At 61.2% G+C, this 17,701-nt stretch carries 14 protein-coding genes; 4 read left to right on the top strand and 10 right to left on the bottom strand.

Going from position 1 to position 17,701, the window contains the following annotated elements:
* Nucleotides 1-437: 437 nt before the first annotated feature.
* Together C1X29_RS21970 and purL are read right to left on the bottom strand one after the other, a co-directional pair.
* On the bottom strand, nucleotides 438-749 hold the full coding sequence (locus tag C1X29_RS21970) for a YqfO family protein (RefSeq protein ID WP_102718361.1): 312 nt from the start codon (nucleotides 747-749) through the stop codon (nucleotides 438-440).
* A 5-nt stretch (nucleotides 750-754) separates the two neighbouring features.
* Nucleotides 755-4,651: a phosphoribosylformylglycinamidine synthase gene (gene purL, locus C1X29_RS21965; RefSeq protein ID WP_102718360.1), complete on the bottom strand. Its 3,897-nt coding sequence runs from the start codon at nucleotides 4,649-4,651 to the stop codon at nucleotides 755-757.
* 285 nt (nucleotides 4,652-4,936) lie between these two features.
* On the opposite strand from purL, the gene mltF reads away from it, so the two are divergent.
* Nucleotides 4,937-6,397 (top strand): membrane-bound lytic murein transglycosylase MltF, encoded by a 1,461-nt coding sequence (mltF, locus tag C1X29_RS21960; protein ID WP_011332593.1) that lies wholly within the window; start codon nucleotides 4,937-4,939, stop codon nucleotides 6,395-6,397.
* Between the two features lie 53 nt (nucleotides 6,398-6,450).
* Here mltF and pdxJ read toward each other — a convergent pair whose 3' ends face one another.
* The 8 genes from pdxJ to lptF form a co-directional block, all read right to left on the bottom strand.
* The gene (gene pdxJ / locus C1X29_RS21955; protein ID WP_064382428.1) at nucleotides 6,451-7,194 is read right to left on the bottom strand and encodes a pyridoxine 5'-phosphate synthase; all 744 of its coding nucleotides are present in this window, start codon (nucleotides 7,192-7,194) and stop codon (nucleotides 6,451-6,453) included.
* Between the two features lie 47 nt (nucleotides 7,195-7,241).
* Nucleotides 7,242-7,931 carry a DNA repair protein RecO gene (gene recO, locus C1X29_RS21950; RefSeq protein WP_085747010.1) on the bottom strand — a complete coding sequence of 230 codons (690 nt, stop codon included), beginning with the start codon at nucleotides 7,929-7,931 and terminating at the stop codon, nucleotides 7,242-7,244.
* 167 nt (nucleotides 7,932-8,098) lie between these two features.
* Nucleotides 8,099-9,001, bottom strand: coding sequence for a GTPase Era (gene era, locus C1X29_RS21945; protein ID WP_102718359.1), 903 nt, complete (start codon nucleotides 8,999-9,001; stop codon nucleotides 8,099-8,101).
* Nucleotides 8,994-9,683 carry a ribonuclease III gene (gene rnc, locus C1X29_RS21940; RefSeq protein WP_011332589.1) on the bottom strand — a complete coding sequence of 230 codons (690 nt, stop codon included), beginning with the start codon at nucleotides 9,681-9,683 and terminating at the stop codon, nucleotides 8,994-8,996. The genes era and rnc overlap by 8 nt, the downstream gene beginning before the upstream one ends.
* Before the next feature lie 182 nt (nucleotides 9,684-9,865).
* Complete coding sequence (gene lepB / locus C1X29_RS21935; protein WP_011332588.1) at nucleotides 9,866-10,720, bottom strand: signal peptidase I; 855 nt, start codon at nucleotides 10,718-10,720, stop codon at nucleotides 9,866-9,868.
* A gap of 9 nt (nucleotides 10,721-10,729) precedes the next feature.
* Complete coding sequence (lepA, locus tag C1X29_RS21930) at nucleotides 10,730-12,526, bottom strand: translation elongation factor 4 (RefSeq protein ID WP_039769508.1); 1,797 nt, start codon at nucleotides 12,524-12,526, stop codon at nucleotides 10,730-10,732.
* A gap of 172 nt (nucleotides 12,527-12,698) precedes the next feature.
* Nucleotides 12,699-13,760, bottom strand: a complete 1,062-nt coding sequence (lptG, locus tag C1X29_RS21925) for an LPS export ABC transporter permease LptG (protein WP_039769506.1) — start codon at nucleotides 13,758-13,760, stop codon at nucleotides 12,699-12,701.
* Nucleotides 13,753-14,874 carry an LPS export ABC transporter permease LptF gene (lptF, locus tag C1X29_RS21920; RefSeq protein ID WP_064593584.1) on the bottom strand — a complete coding sequence of 374 codons (1,122 nt, stop codon included), beginning with the start codon at nucleotides 14,872-14,874 and terminating at the stop codon, nucleotides 13,753-13,755. Before lptF ends, lptG begins: the two co-directional genes overlap by 8 nt.
* Before the next feature lie 308 nt (nucleotides 14,875-15,182).
* Here lptF and C1X29_RS21915 point away from each other — a divergent pair, with 308 nt between their 5' ends.
* From C1X29_RS21915 to C1X29_RS21905, 3 genes are read left to right on the top strand one after another with little or no spacing between them, the layout of a single operon-like run.
* Nucleotides 15,183-16,673 (top strand): leucyl aminopeptidase, encoded by a 1,491-nt coding sequence (locus C1X29_RS21915; protein WP_027610952.1) that lies wholly within the window; start codon nucleotides 15,183-15,185, stop codon nucleotides 16,671-16,673.
* Nucleotides 16,674-16,733: 60 nt separating this feature from the next.
* Nucleotides 16,734-17,162 (top strand): DNA polymerase III subunit chi, encoded by a 429-nt coding sequence (locus C1X29_RS21910; protein ID WP_102718358.1) that lies wholly within the window; start codon nucleotides 16,734-16,736, stop codon nucleotides 17,160-17,162.
* An 8-nt stretch (nucleotides 17,163-17,170) separates the two neighbouring features.
* Nucleotides 17,171-17,563 (top strand): DNA polymerase III subunit chi, encoded by a 393-nt coding sequence (locus C1X29_RS21905; RefSeq protein ID WP_102718357.1) that lies wholly within the window; start codon nucleotides 17,171-17,173, stop codon nucleotides 17,561-17,563.
* Nucleotides 17,564-17,701: the final 138 nt, after the last annotated feature.

Raw genomic sequence — 17,701 nt, 5'->3', positions numbered from 1 at the left:
TGCTCCTGCTTCAGCTTCAGCTTCTGCATTCGCTCCCCACCACTCAACACGATGAGCGTTAGCTCGAGTAAGGCTTTTGACGTGCCGGCCCCATCGGAAGGCTGAGTGGAGGGATTTATCCGGGGGTGGGAGCGCAGCGACCGTGCGGCGAAGCCGCATGCATCGAAAGGAGGTGCAGCGAAGCAAACCGTAGGCGATGCCCCCGGATGAATCCCGGAACGAAGGAACACCGAGCCAAAGCGAGGTGCCGAACGCAGGGGCCCAGACCTTTGGTTACTTTGGGGCGTTTGCCAAAGTGACCCGCCGTAAGGGCGGAACCATAAGCCGCCGCACTCGAAGAAACGGATATACACCCAACCCAAACCCCAAAACCCAAACAACAAAAAACCCGCTGAAATCACTCCCAGCGGGTTTTCCATTTCAGTAGCCAAGGAAGATCAAAAATCCTCCAGCCGCCACACTTCATAAGCCGGCGTCTCGTAGGGATGGCTCAACTTAAGAGCCGCCACTACCGAGCGAATCAACTCATCGCCAACAACAAGCTCAACCTTCCACTCCTCGACCCGCTCAACCCGCCCCGCCTCACCAATGAACGGCTGACTGCCGTCCAAAGGCCGAAACTGACCAGATCCAAGCACCTGCCACGCACAGTGGTCATAATCACCGATCCGCCCACCACCGGCAGCGAACACAGCATCCTTGACCACCTCGACATGACTGTCAGGAACAAAAAAAACGAGCTTGTACACAGCGCTTAGTTCACCCACACACGAGCATTACGGAACATACGCATCCAAGGAGCGTCTTCGTTCCAGTCTTCCGAACGCCACGAGTTCTGCACGGCACGGAACACACGCTCCGGGTGCGGCATCATGATCGTCACACGGCCATCACGGCTGGTGAGGCCGGTGATCCCGCGCGGCGAGCCGTTCGGGTTGGCCGGGTAGGCTTCGGTGACCTTGCCGTGGTTGTCGACGAAACGCATCGCCACGCAACCCGACAGATCGGCTTCGAGCAGTGCCTCTTCGCTTTCGAATTCGGCATGGCCTTCACCGTGAGCGATGGCGATCGGCATGCGCGAACCGGCCATGCCCTGCAGGAAGATCGAGTTCGATTCCTGAACCTGAACCATCGCCACGCGCGCTTCGAACTGCTCGGAGCGGTTGCGCACAAAGTGCGGCCAGAATTCGCTGCCCGGGATCAGCTCGTGCAGGTTGGACATCATCTGGCAACCGTTGCACACGCCAAGGGTGAAGCTGTCGTTACGCTCGAAGAAGCCCTGGAACGCATCGCGGGCACGGCTGTTGAACAGCGCGGATTTGGCCCAGCCTTCACCGGCGCCGAGAACGTCGCCGTAGGAGAAACCACCGCAGGCCACCAGACCTTTGAACTCGTTCAGGTCGACACGGCCGGCCAGAATGTCGCTCATGTGCACGTCGATCGCATTGAAACCGGCGCGGTCGAACGCAGCCGCCATTTCCACCTGACCGTTGACGCCCTGCTCACGCAGTACGGCAACCTGTGGGCGGATGCCTTTCTTGATGTAAGGCGCGGCGATGTCCTGGTTGACGTCGTAGCTCAGCTTGACGCTCAGGCCCGGGTTATCTTCTTCCAGCAGCGCATCGAACTCTTGCTCGGCGCAGTCGGCGTTGTCGCGCAGACGCTGGATCTGGTAGCTGGTCTCGGCCCACTGACGTTGCAGCAGACGACGCTGGCCTTCGAACACGGTGTCACCGTTGAAGGTGATGTTGATCTGGCCGTTATTGATCGGCTGACCGATCACCGAAACGCAGTCGCCCAGACCGGCAGCGCTGAATTGGGCGAGGATGTCCGGGGTGGCGTCCTGGCGAACCTGGATCACGGCACCCAGTTCTTCGTTGAACAGGATGGCGGCGATTTCAGCGGAGCTTTCGGCAACGCTGTCCAGGTTCAGGCTCAGACCGCAGTGGCCGGCGAAAGCCATTTCCACCACGGAGGTCAGCAGACCACCGTCGGAACGGTCGTGGTAAGCCAGCAGGTGACCGTCGGCGTTGAGGCCCTGGATCACGGCGAAGAAGGCTTTCAGGTCTTCGGCGTCGTCGACGTCCGGAGCCTGCTTGCCGAGCTTGCCGTGAACCTGCGCCAGGATCGAGGCACCCATACGGTTCTGGCCGCGACCGAGGTCGATCAGGATCAGGTCGGTGGTGCCCTTGTCCATGCGCAGTTCCGGAGTCAGGGTCTGACGGATGTCAGCCACTGGCGCGAAACCGGTCACGATCAGGGACATCGGCGAGGTGACGGTCTTGTCTTCGCCGTTGTCGTTCCAGCGGGTGGCCATGGACATCGAGTCCTTGCCGACCGGAATGGTGATGCCCAGCTCAGGGCACAGTTCCATGCCGACCGCTTTCACGGTGTCGTACAGACGCGCGTCTTCGCCCGGGTGGCCGGCAGCGGACATCCAGTTCGCCGACAGTTTGATGTCGGAGAGCTTGTTGATGCGCGAAGCGGCAATGTTGGTGATGGTTTCGCCGATGGCCATGCGGCCCGACGCCGGAGCGTCCAGCAGCGCCAGCGGAGTGCGCTCGCCCATCGCCATCGCTTCACCGGTGTAGACGTCGAAGCTGGTGGCGGTGACGGCAACGTCGGCCACCGGAACCTGCCATGGGCCGACCATCTGGTCACGGGCCACGAGGCCGGTGATGGTGCGGTCGCCGATGGTGATCAGGAAGCTTTTGCTCGCCACGGCCGGGTGGTGCAGAACACGCTCGATGCTTTCGCCGATGTCGAGGTTCGACGGATCGAAGTCATCGCCCAGCTCGGCTTCGCGAACCACCGAACGGTGCATGCGCGGCGCCTTGCCCAGCAACACTTCCAGTGGCATGTCCACCGGGTTGTTGCCGAAGTGGCTGTCGGTCACGGTCAGTTGCGGCTCGGCGGTGGCTTCGCCGACAACGGCAAACGGGCAACGCTCACGTTCGCAGATCGCCTTGAAGCGCTCGAAGTCGGCCGGACCGACCGCCAGAACGTAACGTTCCTGGGATTCGTTGGACCAGATTTCGTGCGGGGCCATGCCCGGCTCGTCGTTTGGAATGTTGCGCAGTTCGAAACGGCCACCGCGGTCGCCGTCGTTGACCAGTTCCGGGAAGGCATTGGACAGACCGCCCGCACCCACGTCGTGGATGAAGCTGATCGGGTTCTTGTCGCCAAGCTGCCAGCAACGGTCGATGACTTCCTGGCAGCGACGTTCCATTTCAGGGTTTTCACGCTGAACGGAAGCGAAGTCCAGATCCGCCGAGCTGGTGCCGGTGGCCATGGAGGAGGCAGCGCCGCCGCCCAGACCGATCAGCATCGCCGGGCCGCCGAGGACGATCAGCTTGGAGCCGACGACGATCTCGCCTTTCTTGACGTGCTCTTCACGGATATTGCCCATGCCGCCAGCCAGCATGATCGGCTTGTGGTAACCGCGAACTTCATCACCGTGCGGGGTGGTGATCGACTGTTCGAAGGTACGGAAGTAGCCGGTCAGGGCCGGACGACCGAATTCGTTGTTGAACGCGGCGCCGCCCAGCGGGCCTTCGATCATGATGTCCAGCGCGTTGACGATGCGCTCGGGCTTGCCGTACGGCACTTCCCACGGCTGTTCGAAGCCCGGGATCTGCAGGTTCGACACGGTGAAACCGGTCAGGCCGGCCTTCGGCTTGGCGCCACGACCGGTTGCACCTTCGTCGCGGATCTCGCCACCGGAACCGGTGGACGCGCCCGGGAACGGAGCGATCGCGGTCGGGTGGTTGTGGGTTTCGACCTTCATCAGGATGTGCACCGGCTCCTGCACCGCGCCGTACTGGCGGGTTTCCGGATCCGGGAAGAAGCGGCCGGCGACGTTGCCGACGATCACCGAAGCGTTGTCCTTGTAAGCGGACAGCACGCCTTCGCTGTGCATCTGATAGGTGTTCTTGATCATGCCGAACAGGCTTTTTTCCTGGCTCTCGCCGTCAATATCCCAACTGGCGTTGAAGATCTTGTGGCGGCAGTGCTCGGAGTTGGCCTGGGCGAACATCATCAGTTCGATGTCATGCGGGTTGCGCTTGAGACCGTTGAAGGCGTTGACCAGATAATCGATCTCGTCTTCGGCCAGAGCCAGGCCCAGTTCGACGTTGGCTTTTTCCAGTGCGGCGCGACCGCCGCCGAGGATGTCGATGGCGGTCAGCGGCTTCGGTTCGGCGTGGCTGAACAGACCGGCAGCCTGCTCGAGGTTGGCCAGAACGATCTGAGTCATGCGGTCATGCAGTACGTCTGCAATCTGCTGCGCTTCGGTTTCGCTGAACTGACCGGCCACGTAGAACGCGATGCCGCGCTCCAGGCGCTGGATCTTGCTCAGGCCGCAGTTGCGGGCGATGTCGCTGGCCTTGCTCGACCATGGCGAGATGGTGCCGAAACGCGGCAATACCAGGAACAGACGACCGGTCGGCTCTTGAACCGGAACGCTTGGACCGTACTTCAGAAGGCGCGCAAGCACCTGCTGTTCGTCGCCGGTCAGGACGCCGGTGACTTCGGCGAAGTGAGCGAATTCAGCATACAAGCCACTGACAGCCGGAACCTTCTGGCTCAGTAGCTCAAGGAGTTTGCTGTGGCGAAAGGCAGAAAGGGCAGGAGCGCCGCGCAGGATCAACATCTTCGGGACAGCCTCGGGAAGGGGTGTGCTTTGAGGCCGTGCATTCTAGCCTAAACCGCCCTCAACATCACCCGAAACGCTACGCACGGTTGCACCCGGATGTCGAGTGGTGTTCCTGCCTTGAGGGTCAAATTTATGGGGTGTTGGAACGCGGGTTATTTTTTCTGTCACAAAATGCCTTTCGGGCCCATTCCTGCGGGGTTTCGAGCGGTTTTGTGATCCCTAGCAGACAACCCCGCAACTGTCGAGATATGGCGCCCGTTGTCCTTTGCGTATACTGCGCACATGTTTTCCCCAACGGCTTTGCGTCCGCGGTACGCCAAATGGCTGATCGCTACCGGACTCTTCCTGATGCTCAGTGGCTGTGTTGATAAACCCAACACACTCGAGCGCGTAAAGGAGGATGGCGTGCTGCGGGTGGTCACCCGAAACAGCCCCGCCACCTACTTTCAGGATCGCAGCGGTGAAACCGGCTTCGAATACGAGCTGGTGAAGCGCTTCGCCGACGATTTGGGGGTCGAGCTGAAGATTGAAACCGCCGACAACCTCGACGACCTGTTCAACCAGGTCGGCAAGCCGAACGGCCCGGTACTGGCCGCCGCCGGCCTGGTCAGCAGCGAACAGCGCAAGAAACAGGTGCGTTTCTCCCGCTCCTACCTCGAAGTCACCCCGCAGATCATCTATCGCAACGGCCAATCTCGTCCTACCGACGCCGGCGATCTGGTGGGCAAGAAGATCATGGTGCTCAAGGGCAGCACCCATGCCGAACAACTGGCGGAGCTGAAACAGAAATATCCTGGCATCCAGTACGAAGAATCCGACGCCGTTGAAGTGGTCGACCTGCTGCGCATGGTCGATGAAGGTCAGATCGACCTGACCCTGGTCGATTCCAACGAAGTGGCGATGAACCAGGTGTATTTCACCAACATCCGCGTGGCCTTCGACCTCGGCGACGCGCGCAGCCAGAGCTGGGCCGTGGCCGCCGGCGAAGACAACAGCCTGCTCAACGAGATCAACAGTTATCTGGACAAGGTGCAGAAGAACGGCACCCTGCAACGTCTGAAAGACCGCTATTACGGCCACGTCGACGTCCTCGGCTACATGGGTGCCACCACCTTCGCCCAGCATCTGCAGCAGCGGCTGCCCAAATACGAACAGCACTTCAAGGCCTACGCCAAGAAAGAGAAAGTCGACTGGCGCCTGCTGGCGGCGATCGGTTATCAGGAATCACTGTGGCAACCGGCGGTCACCTCGAAGACCGGCGTGCGCGGGCTGATGATGCTGACCCAGAACACCGCTCAGGCCATGGGCGTGTCCAACCGCCTCGATCCGAAGCAGAGCATCATGGGCGGCGCCAAGTACCTGGCCTACATGAAGGATCAGCTCGACGAGTCGATCCAGGAACCGGATCGCACCTGGTTTGCTCTGGCGGCCTACAACGTCGGCAGCGGTCATCTGGATGACGCGCGCAAACTGGCGGCCAAGGAAGGGTTGAACCCGGACAAGTGGCTGGATGTGAAAAAGATCCTGCCGCGCCTGTCGCAGAAGCAGTGGTACAGCAAGACCCGCTACGGCTACGCCCGGGGCGGCGAACCGGTGCATTTCGTGGCGAACATCCGTCGCTACTACGACATCCTGACGTGGGTGACCCAGCCGCAGCTTGAAGGCGATCAAGTGGCCGAGGGCAACCTGCATGTGCCGGGGATCGATAAATCGAAACCGGCTCAAGAGCCCGCCCCGCTTTAACCCATCCCCAATACAAATGTGGGAGCAAGTTTGCTCCCACAGGATGTTGAAACTTAGTGTTTGGCAGCCGCCAGAATCAACGCCTTCATCTCCGACACCGCCGACTTGAAGCCGACGAACAACGCGTGCGCCACCAGTGCGTGACCGATGTTCAGCTCGTTGATGCCCTTGATTGCGGCAACCGCCTCGACGTTGTGATAGTGCAGGCCATGGCCGGCATTGACGATCAGGCCCTGGGCCAGACCGAAGGCCACGCCGTCCGCCACACGCTTGAGCTCTTCAGCCACTTCGGTGGGCGTTTCGGCATCGGCGTAACGCCCGGTGTGCAGCTCGATAGCCGGGGCACCGACGCGCTTCGACGCAGCGATCTGCCGCTCGTCGGCGTCAATGAACAGCGATACCTCGCTGCCGATCTTCGACAGACGCTCGACAGCCGCCCTGATCCGCTCTTCCTGCCCCGCCACATCCAGACCGCCTTCGGTGGTCAATTCCTGACGGGTTTCCGGCACCAGGCAGATGTGCGCCGGGCGAATGCGTTCGGCGAACGCCATCATTTCTTCGGTGACGCCCATTTCGAAGTTCATGCGGGTTTGCAGCACGTCCTTGAGCAGCAGCACGTCGCGCTCCTGAATGTGCCGGCGATCTTCGCGCAGATGCACGGTGATGCCATCGGCGCCCGCCTCTTCCGCGTCCAGCGCAGCCTTGACCGGATCCGGATAGCGCGTGCCACGGGCCTGACGCAGGGTGGCGACGTGGTCGATGTTCACGCCAAGAAGAATGCGATTGCTGGTGGTCACGGATGCGCTCCTGAATGGAAAGATTCGGCGCACAGCATACGGTGAGATCAGGGCTTGCGAAACAGCTCGCGACTGACCAAGGGACGACCGCCCAGATGCACGGCCAGCGCTTGTCGCATCAAGCGCTTGGCAGCGGACAACGCGCCTGGGGCCGACCAGTCGGCTTCGGCCATGGCCAGCAGTTCGGTGCCGTTGAACAGACCGGGTTGCAGCAGGTAGACCCGTTCGAGTCCGGCATCCACCTGCAAGCGATAGAGACCGTCCGCAGCGACAGGCTCGTCGTTGATGTCGGTATTCAGGGAAAAGCCATAACCAAGGTCGTCGAGCAGCCGCCATTCGAAAGAACGCAGCAACGGTTCCAGCGGCCGGCCTTCGGCCAATGCCAGCAAGGTCGCGGCGTAATGATCGAACACCGCCGGGTGCGGATCTTCGGCGGGCAGCAGGCGAATCAACAGTTCATTGAGATACAGGCCGCTGAACAGCGCCTCGCCGACCATCCACGTTGCGTTGCCGACACTCTCCATGCGCCCGACGTTCTTCAACTCACCCTTGCCGCGAAACTCCACTTCCAGCGGCACGAATGGCCGCGCCAATGTCCCGGCCTTGCCCCGCGCACTGCGCAACACCGCCCGCAGCCGACCTTGCGGCGTGAGGAAGTCCACCAATGCGCTGGTTTCGCGGTAGGCGCGGGAGTGGAGGACGTAGGCGGGTTGGGCGGGAGGCGGGCTTTGCGACATTGAGTTCTCGATGACGAAACGCAGTTTTACACACAAACCCAAAACTACTGTGGGAGCGAGCCTGCTCGCGATGAGGGTGTATCAGACAACAAGGATGTCGACTGAAATACCGCTATCGCGAGCAGGCTCGCTCCCACAGTGGGTATCGGTGTTCTCGGGATCAGCGCTTACAGGTCGCCGTAACCCAGCGAACGCAGCGCACGCTCGTCGTCGGACCAGCCGCCCTTCACCTTGACCCACAGATTGAGCATGATCTTGGAGTCGAACAGCAGCTCCATGTCCTTGCGCGCCTCGGTGCCGATGCGCTTGATGCGCTCGCCCTTGTCGCCAATGATGATTTTCTTCTGGCCGTCACGCTCGACGAGGATCAGCGCATGGATGTGCAGCGTCGCACCCTGCTGCTTGAACTCTTCGATTTCCACAGTGATCTGGTACGGCAGCTCGGCGCCGAGCTGGCGCATGATCTTCTCGCGCACCAGTTCGGCGGCGAGGAAGCGGCTGCTGTGGTCAGTGATCTGGTCTTCCGGGAAGAAGTGATCGTTCTCCGGCAGATGATCGGCGATGACCTTTTCCAGCGCATCGAGGTTGTGCCCGTGTTGCGCCGAGATCGGAATGATCTGCGCGTTCGGCAGCTGTTCCTGCAACCACGACAGATGCGGCATCAGCTCGGCCTTGTCTTCGATGCGGTCGGTCTTGTTCAGCGCGACGATCAGCGGGCCGGTCACGTACTGCACGCGCTCCAGCACCATCTGGTCTTCTTCGGTCCACTTGGTGCGGTCGACCACGAAGATCACCACGTCGACGTCTTTCAACGCCGCCGAAGCGGTCTTGTTCATGTAACGGTTCAGGGCTTTTTCGCCACCCTTGTGCATGCCGGGGGTGTCGACGTAGATCGCCTGCACGTCGCCCTCGGTCTTGATCCCGAGCATGTTGTGGCGAGTGGTCTGCGGCTTGCGCGAGGTGATCGCCAGCTTCTGGCCAAGGATGTGGTTCAGCAGCGTGGACTTGCCCACGTTGGGACGGCCGACGATGGCAACATAGCCACAGCGCGTTGCGTTTGTATCAGTCATTGCCATTCTCCACACCCAGGGCAATCAGTGCTGCGGCGGCCGCTACCTGTTCGGCAATACGACGGCTCACACCCTGACCCCGGCTTTTTTCATTCAATAGGACAACTTCGCACTCGACGAAGAAGGTACGGCAGTGCGGCTCGCCCTGGATATCCACCACTTCGTAGCGCGGCAGTTCGCAGCCGCGCGATTGCAGGAATTCCTGCAGGCGGGTCTTCGGATCCTTGTTGGTATCGACCAGCGTCAGACCTTCGAACTCGCCGGCCAGCCAGGCCAGTACACGTTCGCGGGCGACTTCCATGCCGGCGTCGAGGTAGATCGCACCGATCAGCGCTTCAAGGGCGTCGGCCAGAATCGACTCGCGACGGAAACCGCCGCTCTTCAATTCGCCGGACCCCAGACGCAGGTAATCGCCCAGATCGAAACCGCGGGCCAGCACCGCCAGCGTCTCACCTTTTACCAGCCGTGCGCGCAAACGCGACAACTGGCCTTCGCGAGCCAGCGGGAAACGGTCGAACAAGGCTTCGCCGGCAACAAAGTTGAGGATCGCATCGCCGAGGAATTCCAGACGCTCGTTATTGCGTCCGGCAAAGCTGCGGTGCGTAAGGGCCAGGACCATCAGTTCCTGATCCTTGAAGGTGTAACCGAGCTGACGCTCGAGACGGCTTAGAGAAACGCTCACGGTTTACCCACGCTGAGTTCGTGGCTGGATTCCACTGCCATCGCCGGGATACGGCGCAGGCCTGGGACAATTAACGCTGTGTTCAAAAATGACGTCCTGAATATCGTGGCTTCATGCCCCGGAGCCGGTTGTGCCGACGCCAGAAATGCATTCGGCGCTGTGGTCAACAGCGCCGTGTTTGTTTACTTGATCAGGCCGACCCGCGAGAAGTTCGGCAGGTGGCTGAGTTTCGGTTCCGGCCAGCTCATCCAGACCGCGAAGGCCTTGCCGACGATGTTCTGGTCGGGAACCATGCCCAGCAGATCCTTGGGAATGTTCGGATCATCCCAGTAGCGACTGTCGTTCGAGTTGTCGCGGTTGTCGCCCATCATGAAGTAGTGCCCGGCCGGCACGGTCCAGGTATGGTCCGGCGTGGCGCGGTAGCGGCTCATTTCCTTGCGGATCAGGTGCTCGGCGACGCCGAGTTTTTCCTTGTAGAGTTCCGCGCTGCCCAGGGTGCCCGGCTCGGAGCCGACCAGTTGTTCGGCAATCGACTCGCCGTTGACGAACAGGCGCTTGTCGGCGGTGTACCGCACGGTGTCGCCCGGCAGGCCGACCACACGCTTGATGTAGTTGACGTTCGGGTCGCTCGGGTAGCGGAACACCATCACATCGCCGCGCTGCGGGTCACCGACTTCGATGATCTTCTTGTCGATCACCGGCAAACGGATCCCGTAGGAAAACTTGTTCACCAGAATGAAGTCGCCGACGTCCAGGGTCGGTTTCATCGAGCCGGACGGAATCTGGAACGGTTCCACCAGGAACGAACGCAGCACCAGCACGATGAACAGCACCGGGAAGAACGACTTGCCGTACTCGACCAGCAGCGGTTCCTTGTTCAGCTTCTCGACCACCACCACATCAGGCTGGCTGACGCTGCCCTGATAGGAGGCGATGGCGGCACGCCGACGCGGTGCCAGGATCAACAGATCGAGCAACGCCAACAGACCGCAGACGAACACGGCAATGACCAGCAACAGCGGGAAATTTAGTGACATAGGACCTGACTATTCCAACCTGAGCACGGCGAGGAAGGCTTCTTGCGGGATTTCCACGTTGCCGACCTGTTTCATGCGTTTCTTACCGGCCTTCTGCTTCTCAAGCAGTTTTTTCTTGCGGCTGACGTCGCCGCCGTAGCACTTGGCCAATACGTTCTTTCTGAGTGCCTTGACGGTTGTCCGGGCGACGATCTGACCGCCAATGGCAGCCTGGATGGCCACGTCGAACATCTGACGAGGAATCAGTTCTTTCATCTTCTCGGTCAACTGGCGACCTTTGAAGTGCGAATTGTCACGGTGCACGATCAGCGCCAGAGCGTCGACCTTGTCGCCGTTGATCAGCACGTCCAGTTTCACCAGATTAGCCGATTGGTAACGATCGAAATGGTAGTCCAGCGAAGCATAGCCGCGGCTGGTGGATTTCAGACGATCGAAGAAGTCCAGCACCACTTCGTTCATCGGCAGGTCGTAGGTCACTTGCACCTGATTGCCGAGGAACAGCATGTCGACCTGCACACCGCGTTTCTCGATGCACAGGGTGATGACGTTGCCCAGATGCTCCTGCGGTACCAGGATGTTGGCGCGCACGATTGGCTCGCGCATGTCTTCGATCGACGAGACGTCCGGCAACTTCGACGGGTTGTCGACGTAAATCGTTTCACCGGTTTTCAGCACCAGTTCGAAGATTACCGTCGGCGCCGTGGTGATCAGGTCCAGGTCGTATTCGCGCTCCAGGCGCTCCTGGATGATCTCCATGTGCAGCATGCCGAGGAAGCCGCAACGGAAGCCGAAGCCCAGTGCGTCGGAGCTTTCCGGGGTGTATTGCAGCGACGAGTCGTTCAGGGTCAGCTTCTGCAGCGCTTCGCGGAAGTCTTCGAAGTCGTCGGAGCTGACCGGGAACAGACCGGCGTAAACCTGCGGCTGGATGCGTTTGAAACCTGGCAGCACCGGAACGTCCGGGGTGGAGCTCAAGGTCAGGGTGTCACCGACCGGCGCACCGTGAATGTCCTTGATGCTGGCGATGATGAAGCCCACTTCGCCGGCCTTCAGGTCAGCGGTGGCGGTGTGTTTCGGGTTGAACACGCCGACGCTGTCGACCAGGTGCACCTTGCCGGTGGACTTGACTAGGATCTTGTCGCCCTTCTTCACACGGCCATGACGCACGCGCACCAGGGAAACAACGCCCAGGTAGTTGTCGAACCAGGAGTCGATGATCAACGCTTGCAGCGGATCTTCGATGTTGCCGGTCGGCGCAGGAATGGTCGCGACCAGACGCTCGAGCACTTCGTCGACACCCAGGCCGGTCTTGGCGCTGCAGGTGACGGCGTCGGTGGCGTCGATGCCGATGATCTTCTCGATCTCGTCCTTGACGCGATCAGGCTCGGCCTGTGGCAGGTCGATCTTGTTCAGGACCGGCATGACCTCGAGGCCCTGCTCGATAGCGGTGTAGCAGTTGGCCACGGACTGGGCTTCAACGCCCTGCCCCGCATCGACCACCAGCAGCGCACCTTCACACGCGGCCAGGGAACGGCTGACTTCGTAGGTGAAGTCGACGTGGCCCGGGGTGTCAATGAAGTTCAGCTGGTAGGTGACGCCGTCTTTGGCCTTGTAATAGAGGGTAACGCTGTGGGCCTTGATGGTGATCCCGCGTTCGCGCTCCAGATCCATGGAATCCAGTACCTGGGCTTCCATTTCACGCTCGGCCAGGCCACCGCACATCTGGATGAAACGGTCAGCCAGCGTCGACTTGCCATGGTCAATGTGGGCGATGATGGAGAAATTGCGGATATGACTCAAATCACTCACGGATCAACACTCAAAAAGGCTGCAGGCTTGGCCCGCCGAAAAATAGCCGGGAATTGTACCTGATACACGGCGCAAGCGTCACGTTCGCCTGTCACCCTGATTGCATGCAAAAACGCCCCGATCTGATGACCGAGGCGTTTTCAAGGCTAAAGCGTGGGTGAAACCTTGTTCATCAACCGGCTCGACGCAACAGCCAGACACCCGCCAGCGCACACACGCCAGCCGGCACCAGCACCGCGAACAGCGGCGAGAAGCCGAAGACCAGACTGGATGGACCCAGCAGATCCTGAACGATGCGGAAGGTGAAGCCCACCAGCACACCGGTGAAAACCCGCTGACCGAGAGTCACCGAACGCAACGGACCGAAGATGAAGGAAATCGCCATCAGCACCAGCGCGGCGGTCACCAACGGCTGCAACACCTTGACCCAAAATGCCAGCCAGTAACGACCGTTGCTCAGGCCCTGATCGGCCAGATAGTGGATGTAACCCCACAGACCGGTGATCGACAGCGATTCCGGCGCCATCACCACGGTGCTCAGCAATTGCGGGCTCAGCGAGACATCCCAGCGCTCGACCGGCGTATTGACCACTTCAGTGCTGCGCTCGTGGAATTTGGTGGTGGTCACGTCGGTCAGCTGCCAGTGATCGGTGTCGAACTCGGCGCGTTTGGCGAAGCTCGAGCTCAGCAGGTGACGCTCTTTGTCGAAGTGATAACGGGTCACGCCGTACAGGCGACCGTTGGGCTGTACGGAGTTGATGTGAATGAACTCCTCGCCTTGACGGTGCCACATGCCGTGCTTGGCGCTTTGCGCGTCGCCGCTGCCTTGCGCCAGCGAACGGTTGGCCTGGGCCATGCTTTCGGTGGCCGGTGCCACGTACTCGCCGATCAGCACGCCGGCCAGCATCAGCACCAGCATCGGCTTCATCACCGCCCAGACGATGCGCCCGATGGACACACCGGCTGCGCGCATCACGGTCAGTTCGCTGCTGCTCGCCAGACTGCCGAGGCCGATCAGGCAACCGATCAGCGCCGCCATCGGCAGCATGTCGTAGAGCCGACGCGGCGCGGTCAGGAGCACGAAGCTCAGAACGTCGACCAAGGTGTAGGTGTCACTGACGTCGCCCATCTCGTCGATGAACGCAAACAAGGTTGCCAGGCCGAGAATGATCGCCAGCACTGCGATGATCGCCATGAACACGCTGCTGCCGATGTAGCGGTCGAGTTTAACCACGGGCCACCTCCAGCGCTGCGCTGCGACGGCTCGCCAGTTTCAGGCGCAGAGGCTCCCAGTACAGCAGGCCGAGGCCGATGACCAAGAAGATCGCGTGCACCCACCACAAGCCGAGCGCCGGTGGAATCTTGCCTTTCTCGAGGGCGCCGCGGGCGGCAATCAGGATGGTCAGGTAAGCCATATAAAGAAGAATCGCCGGCAGCAGCTTGAGGAAACGCCCCTGACGCGGATTGACCCGCGACAGCGGCACCGCCATCAGGGTCACGATGAACACCAGCAACGGCAGCGACAGGCGCCATTGCAGTTCGGTTTTCGAGCGAATGTCGTCGCTGCCCAGCAGGGACGAGGTCGGCATGGCGTCACGGTCGGTGACTTCCTCGCTGACATCCGGCTTGGGCAGCAGCACGCCGTAGGTTTCGTAGTGGATGGCGCGATAGTTGGCCTGACCCGGGCTGCCGTCGTAGCGGTAGCCGTTGTCGAGGATCAGGTAGCGGTTGCCGTCGGGACGCACTTCCTGACGCCCCTTTTCCGCCACCAGCACGGAAATCCCGCGATCTTTCTGGTTGGCGCCGAGGTTCTTCTGCGAGATGAACACGCTGCCAAGATTGACCCGATCATCGCTCAGGGTTTCGGTGTAGGTCACCCGCGTACCGTCGCGCAGGGCCTGGAAGCGGCCGGGCTCGAGGGTGTCGAACTCGGTCAGGGCGTCCTGCTTGTTCAGCAGCAGCTGGAACTGGTTGGCGCCTTGCGGGGCCAGGCTCAGGCTCAGCCATGCAACCACCAGCGCCACCAAGGTGGCCGGAAACAGAGTCATGCGAAACAGACGCTGCTGGCTCATGCCGGTGGCCGAGAGCACGGTCATCTCGCTTTCCAGGTACAACCGGCCGTACGCCAGCAGGATCCCGAGAAACAGGCCCAGCGGCAGGATCAGTTGCAGGAAGCCCGGCAGACGGAAGCCCATGATCAGGAACAGCGATCCCGGATCGAGCTGGCCTGCGGCGGCCTGGGCAAGGTATTTGATGAAGCGACCGCTCATGATGATGACCAGCAGCACGGCGCTTACCGCACTCAGGGTCAACAGGACTTCGCGGGACAGATAACGGAAGACGATCAAACCAGACACTCCAGGGTTGTCAGGCTAAGGCGGCCAAACAAGCAAACGTATCGACGGGCCCGCAAGGCAGAGCCGTCGAAAAAAGATGCGGCATTATCCTGTGATTGAGGGCGCCTGTCACTGCGCACACTCACGCAAGCGTGCAATCCGTTGAAGATCGTACAACCGAGGGTTGTCAGGCGCGGTGAGCGAGGTTCAAACTGCCGCCTCTGTCGCAGGCACTGGCCTGCGCCTCTTCTCTCTATAAGCAGGCGACGGCGGGCACCGTCGAACGCCTGCGTGTTGACCATTCATTCAGGGATCCGGACATGGAACTGGTTGTAAAAAGCGTTAGCCCAGAAACGTTGAAAACCGCCACCCTGGTGGTTGCCGTCGGCGAAGGCCGCAAACTCGGTGTTGCCGCCAGGCAGGTCGACGAACTGAGCGGTGGCGCCATCAGCGCCGTGCTCAAGCGTGGCGATCTGGCCGGCAAGGTCGGCCAGAGCCTGTTGCTGCACAGCCTGCCGAACCTGAAAGCCGAACGCGTGCTGCTGGTCGGCGTGGGCAAGGATGAAGAGCTGGGCGACCGTCCGTTCCGCAAGATCGTCGCCGGCATCCTCAACACGCTTAAAGGCCTGGGCGGCAGCGACGCCGTGCTGGCGCTCGATGAAATCATCGTCAAGAACCGCGACAGCTACGGCAAGACCCGCCTGCTGGCCGAAACCCTGGTCGACGGCGAATACACCTTCGACCAGTTCAAGAGCCAGAAAGCCGAACCGCGCGCCCTGAAGAAGATCACCCTGCTGACCATCAAGGCCGCTCAGGCCGAAGTGCAGCGCGCCGTGAACCACGCCACCGCGATCGCCAACGGCATGGCGTTCACCCGTAACCTGGGCAACCTGCCGCCGAACATCTGCCACCCGACTTTCCTCGGCGAGCAAGCCAAGAACCTCGGCAAAGAGTTCAAGGATCTGAAAGTCGAAGTCCTCGACGAGAAGAAGATCAAGTCGCTGGGCATGGGTTCGTTCTACGCCGTCGGCCAGGGCAGCGCCCAGCCGCCGCGCCTGATCGTCATGCAATACAACGGCGGCAAGAAATCCGAGAAGCCGTATGCACTGGTTGGTAAAGGCATCACTTTCGACACCGGCGGCATCAGCCTGAAACCGGGCGCCGGCATGGACGAAATGAAGTACGACATGGGTGGCGCCGCCAGCGTGTTCGGTACTCTGCGCGCCGTGCTGGAACTGAAACTGCCGATCAACCTGGTGTGCATCCTGGCTTGCGCCGAGAACATGCCGAGCGGCAACGCTTCGCGTCCGGGCGACATCGTCACCACCATGAGCGGCCAGACCGTGGAAATCCTCAACACCGACGCCGAAGGCCGTCTGGTGCTGTGCGATGCCCTGACCTACTCCGAGCGCTTCAAGCCGCAAGCGGTAATCGACATCGCCACCCTGACCGGTGCCTGCGTCGTTGCGCTGGGCGCCCACACGTCGGGCCTGCTGGGCAACAACGACGAGCTGATCGAGCAACTGCTGAGCGCCGGCAAGGCTGCCGACGACCGCGCCTGGCAACTGCCGCTGTTCGATGAATACCAGGAGCAGCTGGACAGTCCGTTCGCCGACATCGCCAACATCGGCGGTCCTAAGGCCGGCACCATCACCGCTGCCTGCTTCCTGTCGCGCTTCACCAAAAACCTGAACTGGGCGCACCTGGACATCGCAGGCACCGCCTGGACCAGCGGCGGCAAGGACAAGGGCGCCACTGGCCGTCCGGTTCCGCTGCTGACCCAGTACCTGCTGGACCGCGCCAAAGCCTGAAACCGATGACTGCGAGCGGCGCCTCTCTTGAGGGGCGCTGCTTGCAGCTCAGGAACCGCAATGACCAAAGTCGACTTTTACATCCTGCCCAGCGCCGATCCTTCGGCTCGCCTGGACTTTGCCTGCAAGCTCACCGATAAAGCCTGGCGCATGGGCCATCGCATCTACCTGCATTGCAGCGATGCCGCCCAGCGTGATGATCTCGATGCGCGACTGTGGGCGTTCAAGGGCGAAACCTTCGTGCCTCACGGCCCGGCTGAAAGCGAACCGGAAGGACTGATCGTGCTAGGACTGGGCGATGACTGCGGCCAGCACACAGACTTGCTGGTCAACCTCGACCTGAAAGTCCCGGTTTTCGCCAACCAATTCGCCCGGGTGGCCGAGGTGGTGGTGGAAGATCCGGCGATCCGCACTGCGGCGCGGGAGAGTTTCCGTTTCTACCGCGAACAGGGCTATCCTCTGCAAGACCACCGTTTACAGCGACTCTGAGTACGCCGATGGACACTCCAAAACCGCTGCAAAAACCCGCGCACCTGCTGGATGACCTCGAGTCGATCCGCCAGTTGCTCGGGGATGACAACCTGCAACCGCCACTGCTGACCGACACGGTCGATGATGGCGAACAGGAACAGATTCCGATGTTGTTCGATTCGGTCGACAACACACCGCAAGCCGTCGAGGCTGCACCCGCGCCAACGCCTGCTCCGCAACCTGCTGCTGCGCCTGTGGAGAAAGGCCCCGACGCTATCCTGCACCTGGACAGCGAACTGCGCGCCGCGGCGCAATTGATCATGCAGGACGTGATCGACGACTTCGCTCCGCACATCGAAACCGAAATCAAACGTCGCCTCGAGGCGCGGATGGAACGGCTTCTCGGCCAATACGAATAATCCCCCAATCTCCTGTGGGAGCTGACCTGCCAGCGATAGCATCACTGCGGTTTTCCTGAAAAACCGCGGCGCCTGCATCGCTGGCAAGCCTGCTCCCACATTTAAGTCTCCACCCGGCCCGCCCCGCTCGCCCTGCGC

Source organism: Pseudomonas sp. GW456-12-10-14-LB2, assembly GCF_002884345.1.
In the GTDB taxonomy this organism is placed as follows: Bacteria; Pseudomonadota; Gammaproteobacteria; order Pseudomonadales; family Pseudomonadaceae; genus Aquipseudomonas; species Aquipseudomonas paraglycinae.
The sequence above is the reverse complement of the archived record's forward strand: the minus strand, read 5'-3'. Positions and strand labels throughout refer to the sequence as shown.

Bases quoted from the DNA above. Each gene is read 5' to 3' on its own strand.
- recO (WP_085747010.1), bottom strand. From the start codon at position 7,931: ATGTCGCAAAGCCCGCCTCCCGCCCAACCCGCCTACGTCCTCCACTCC.
- C1X29_RS21910 (WP_102718358.1), top strand. From the start codon at position 16,734: ATGACCAAAGTCGACTTTTACATCCTGCCCAGCGCCGATCCTTCGGCT.
- lepB (WP_011332588.1), bottom strand. From the start codon at position 10,720: ATGTCACTAAATTTCCCGCTGTTGCTGGTCATTGCCGTGTTCGTCTGC.
- mltF (WP_011332593.1), top strand. From the start codon at position 4,937: ATGTTTTCCCCAACGGCTTTGCGTCCGCGGTACGCCAAATGGCTGATC.
- era (WP_102718359.1), bottom strand. From the start codon at position 9,001: ATGACTGATACAAACGCAACGCGCTGTGGCTATGTTGCCATCGTCGGC.
- C1X29_RS21905 (WP_102718357.1), top strand. From the start codon at position 17,171: ATGGACACTCCAAAACCGCTGCAAAAACCCGCGCACCTGCTGGATGAC.
- purL (WP_102718360.1), bottom strand. From the start codon at position 4,651: ATGTTGATCCTGCGCGGCGCTCCTGCCCTTTCTGCCTTTCGCCACAGC.
- C1X29_RS21915 (WP_027610952.1), top strand. From the start codon at position 15,183: ATGGAACTGGTTGTAAAAAGCGTTAGCCCAGAAACGTTGAAAACCGCC.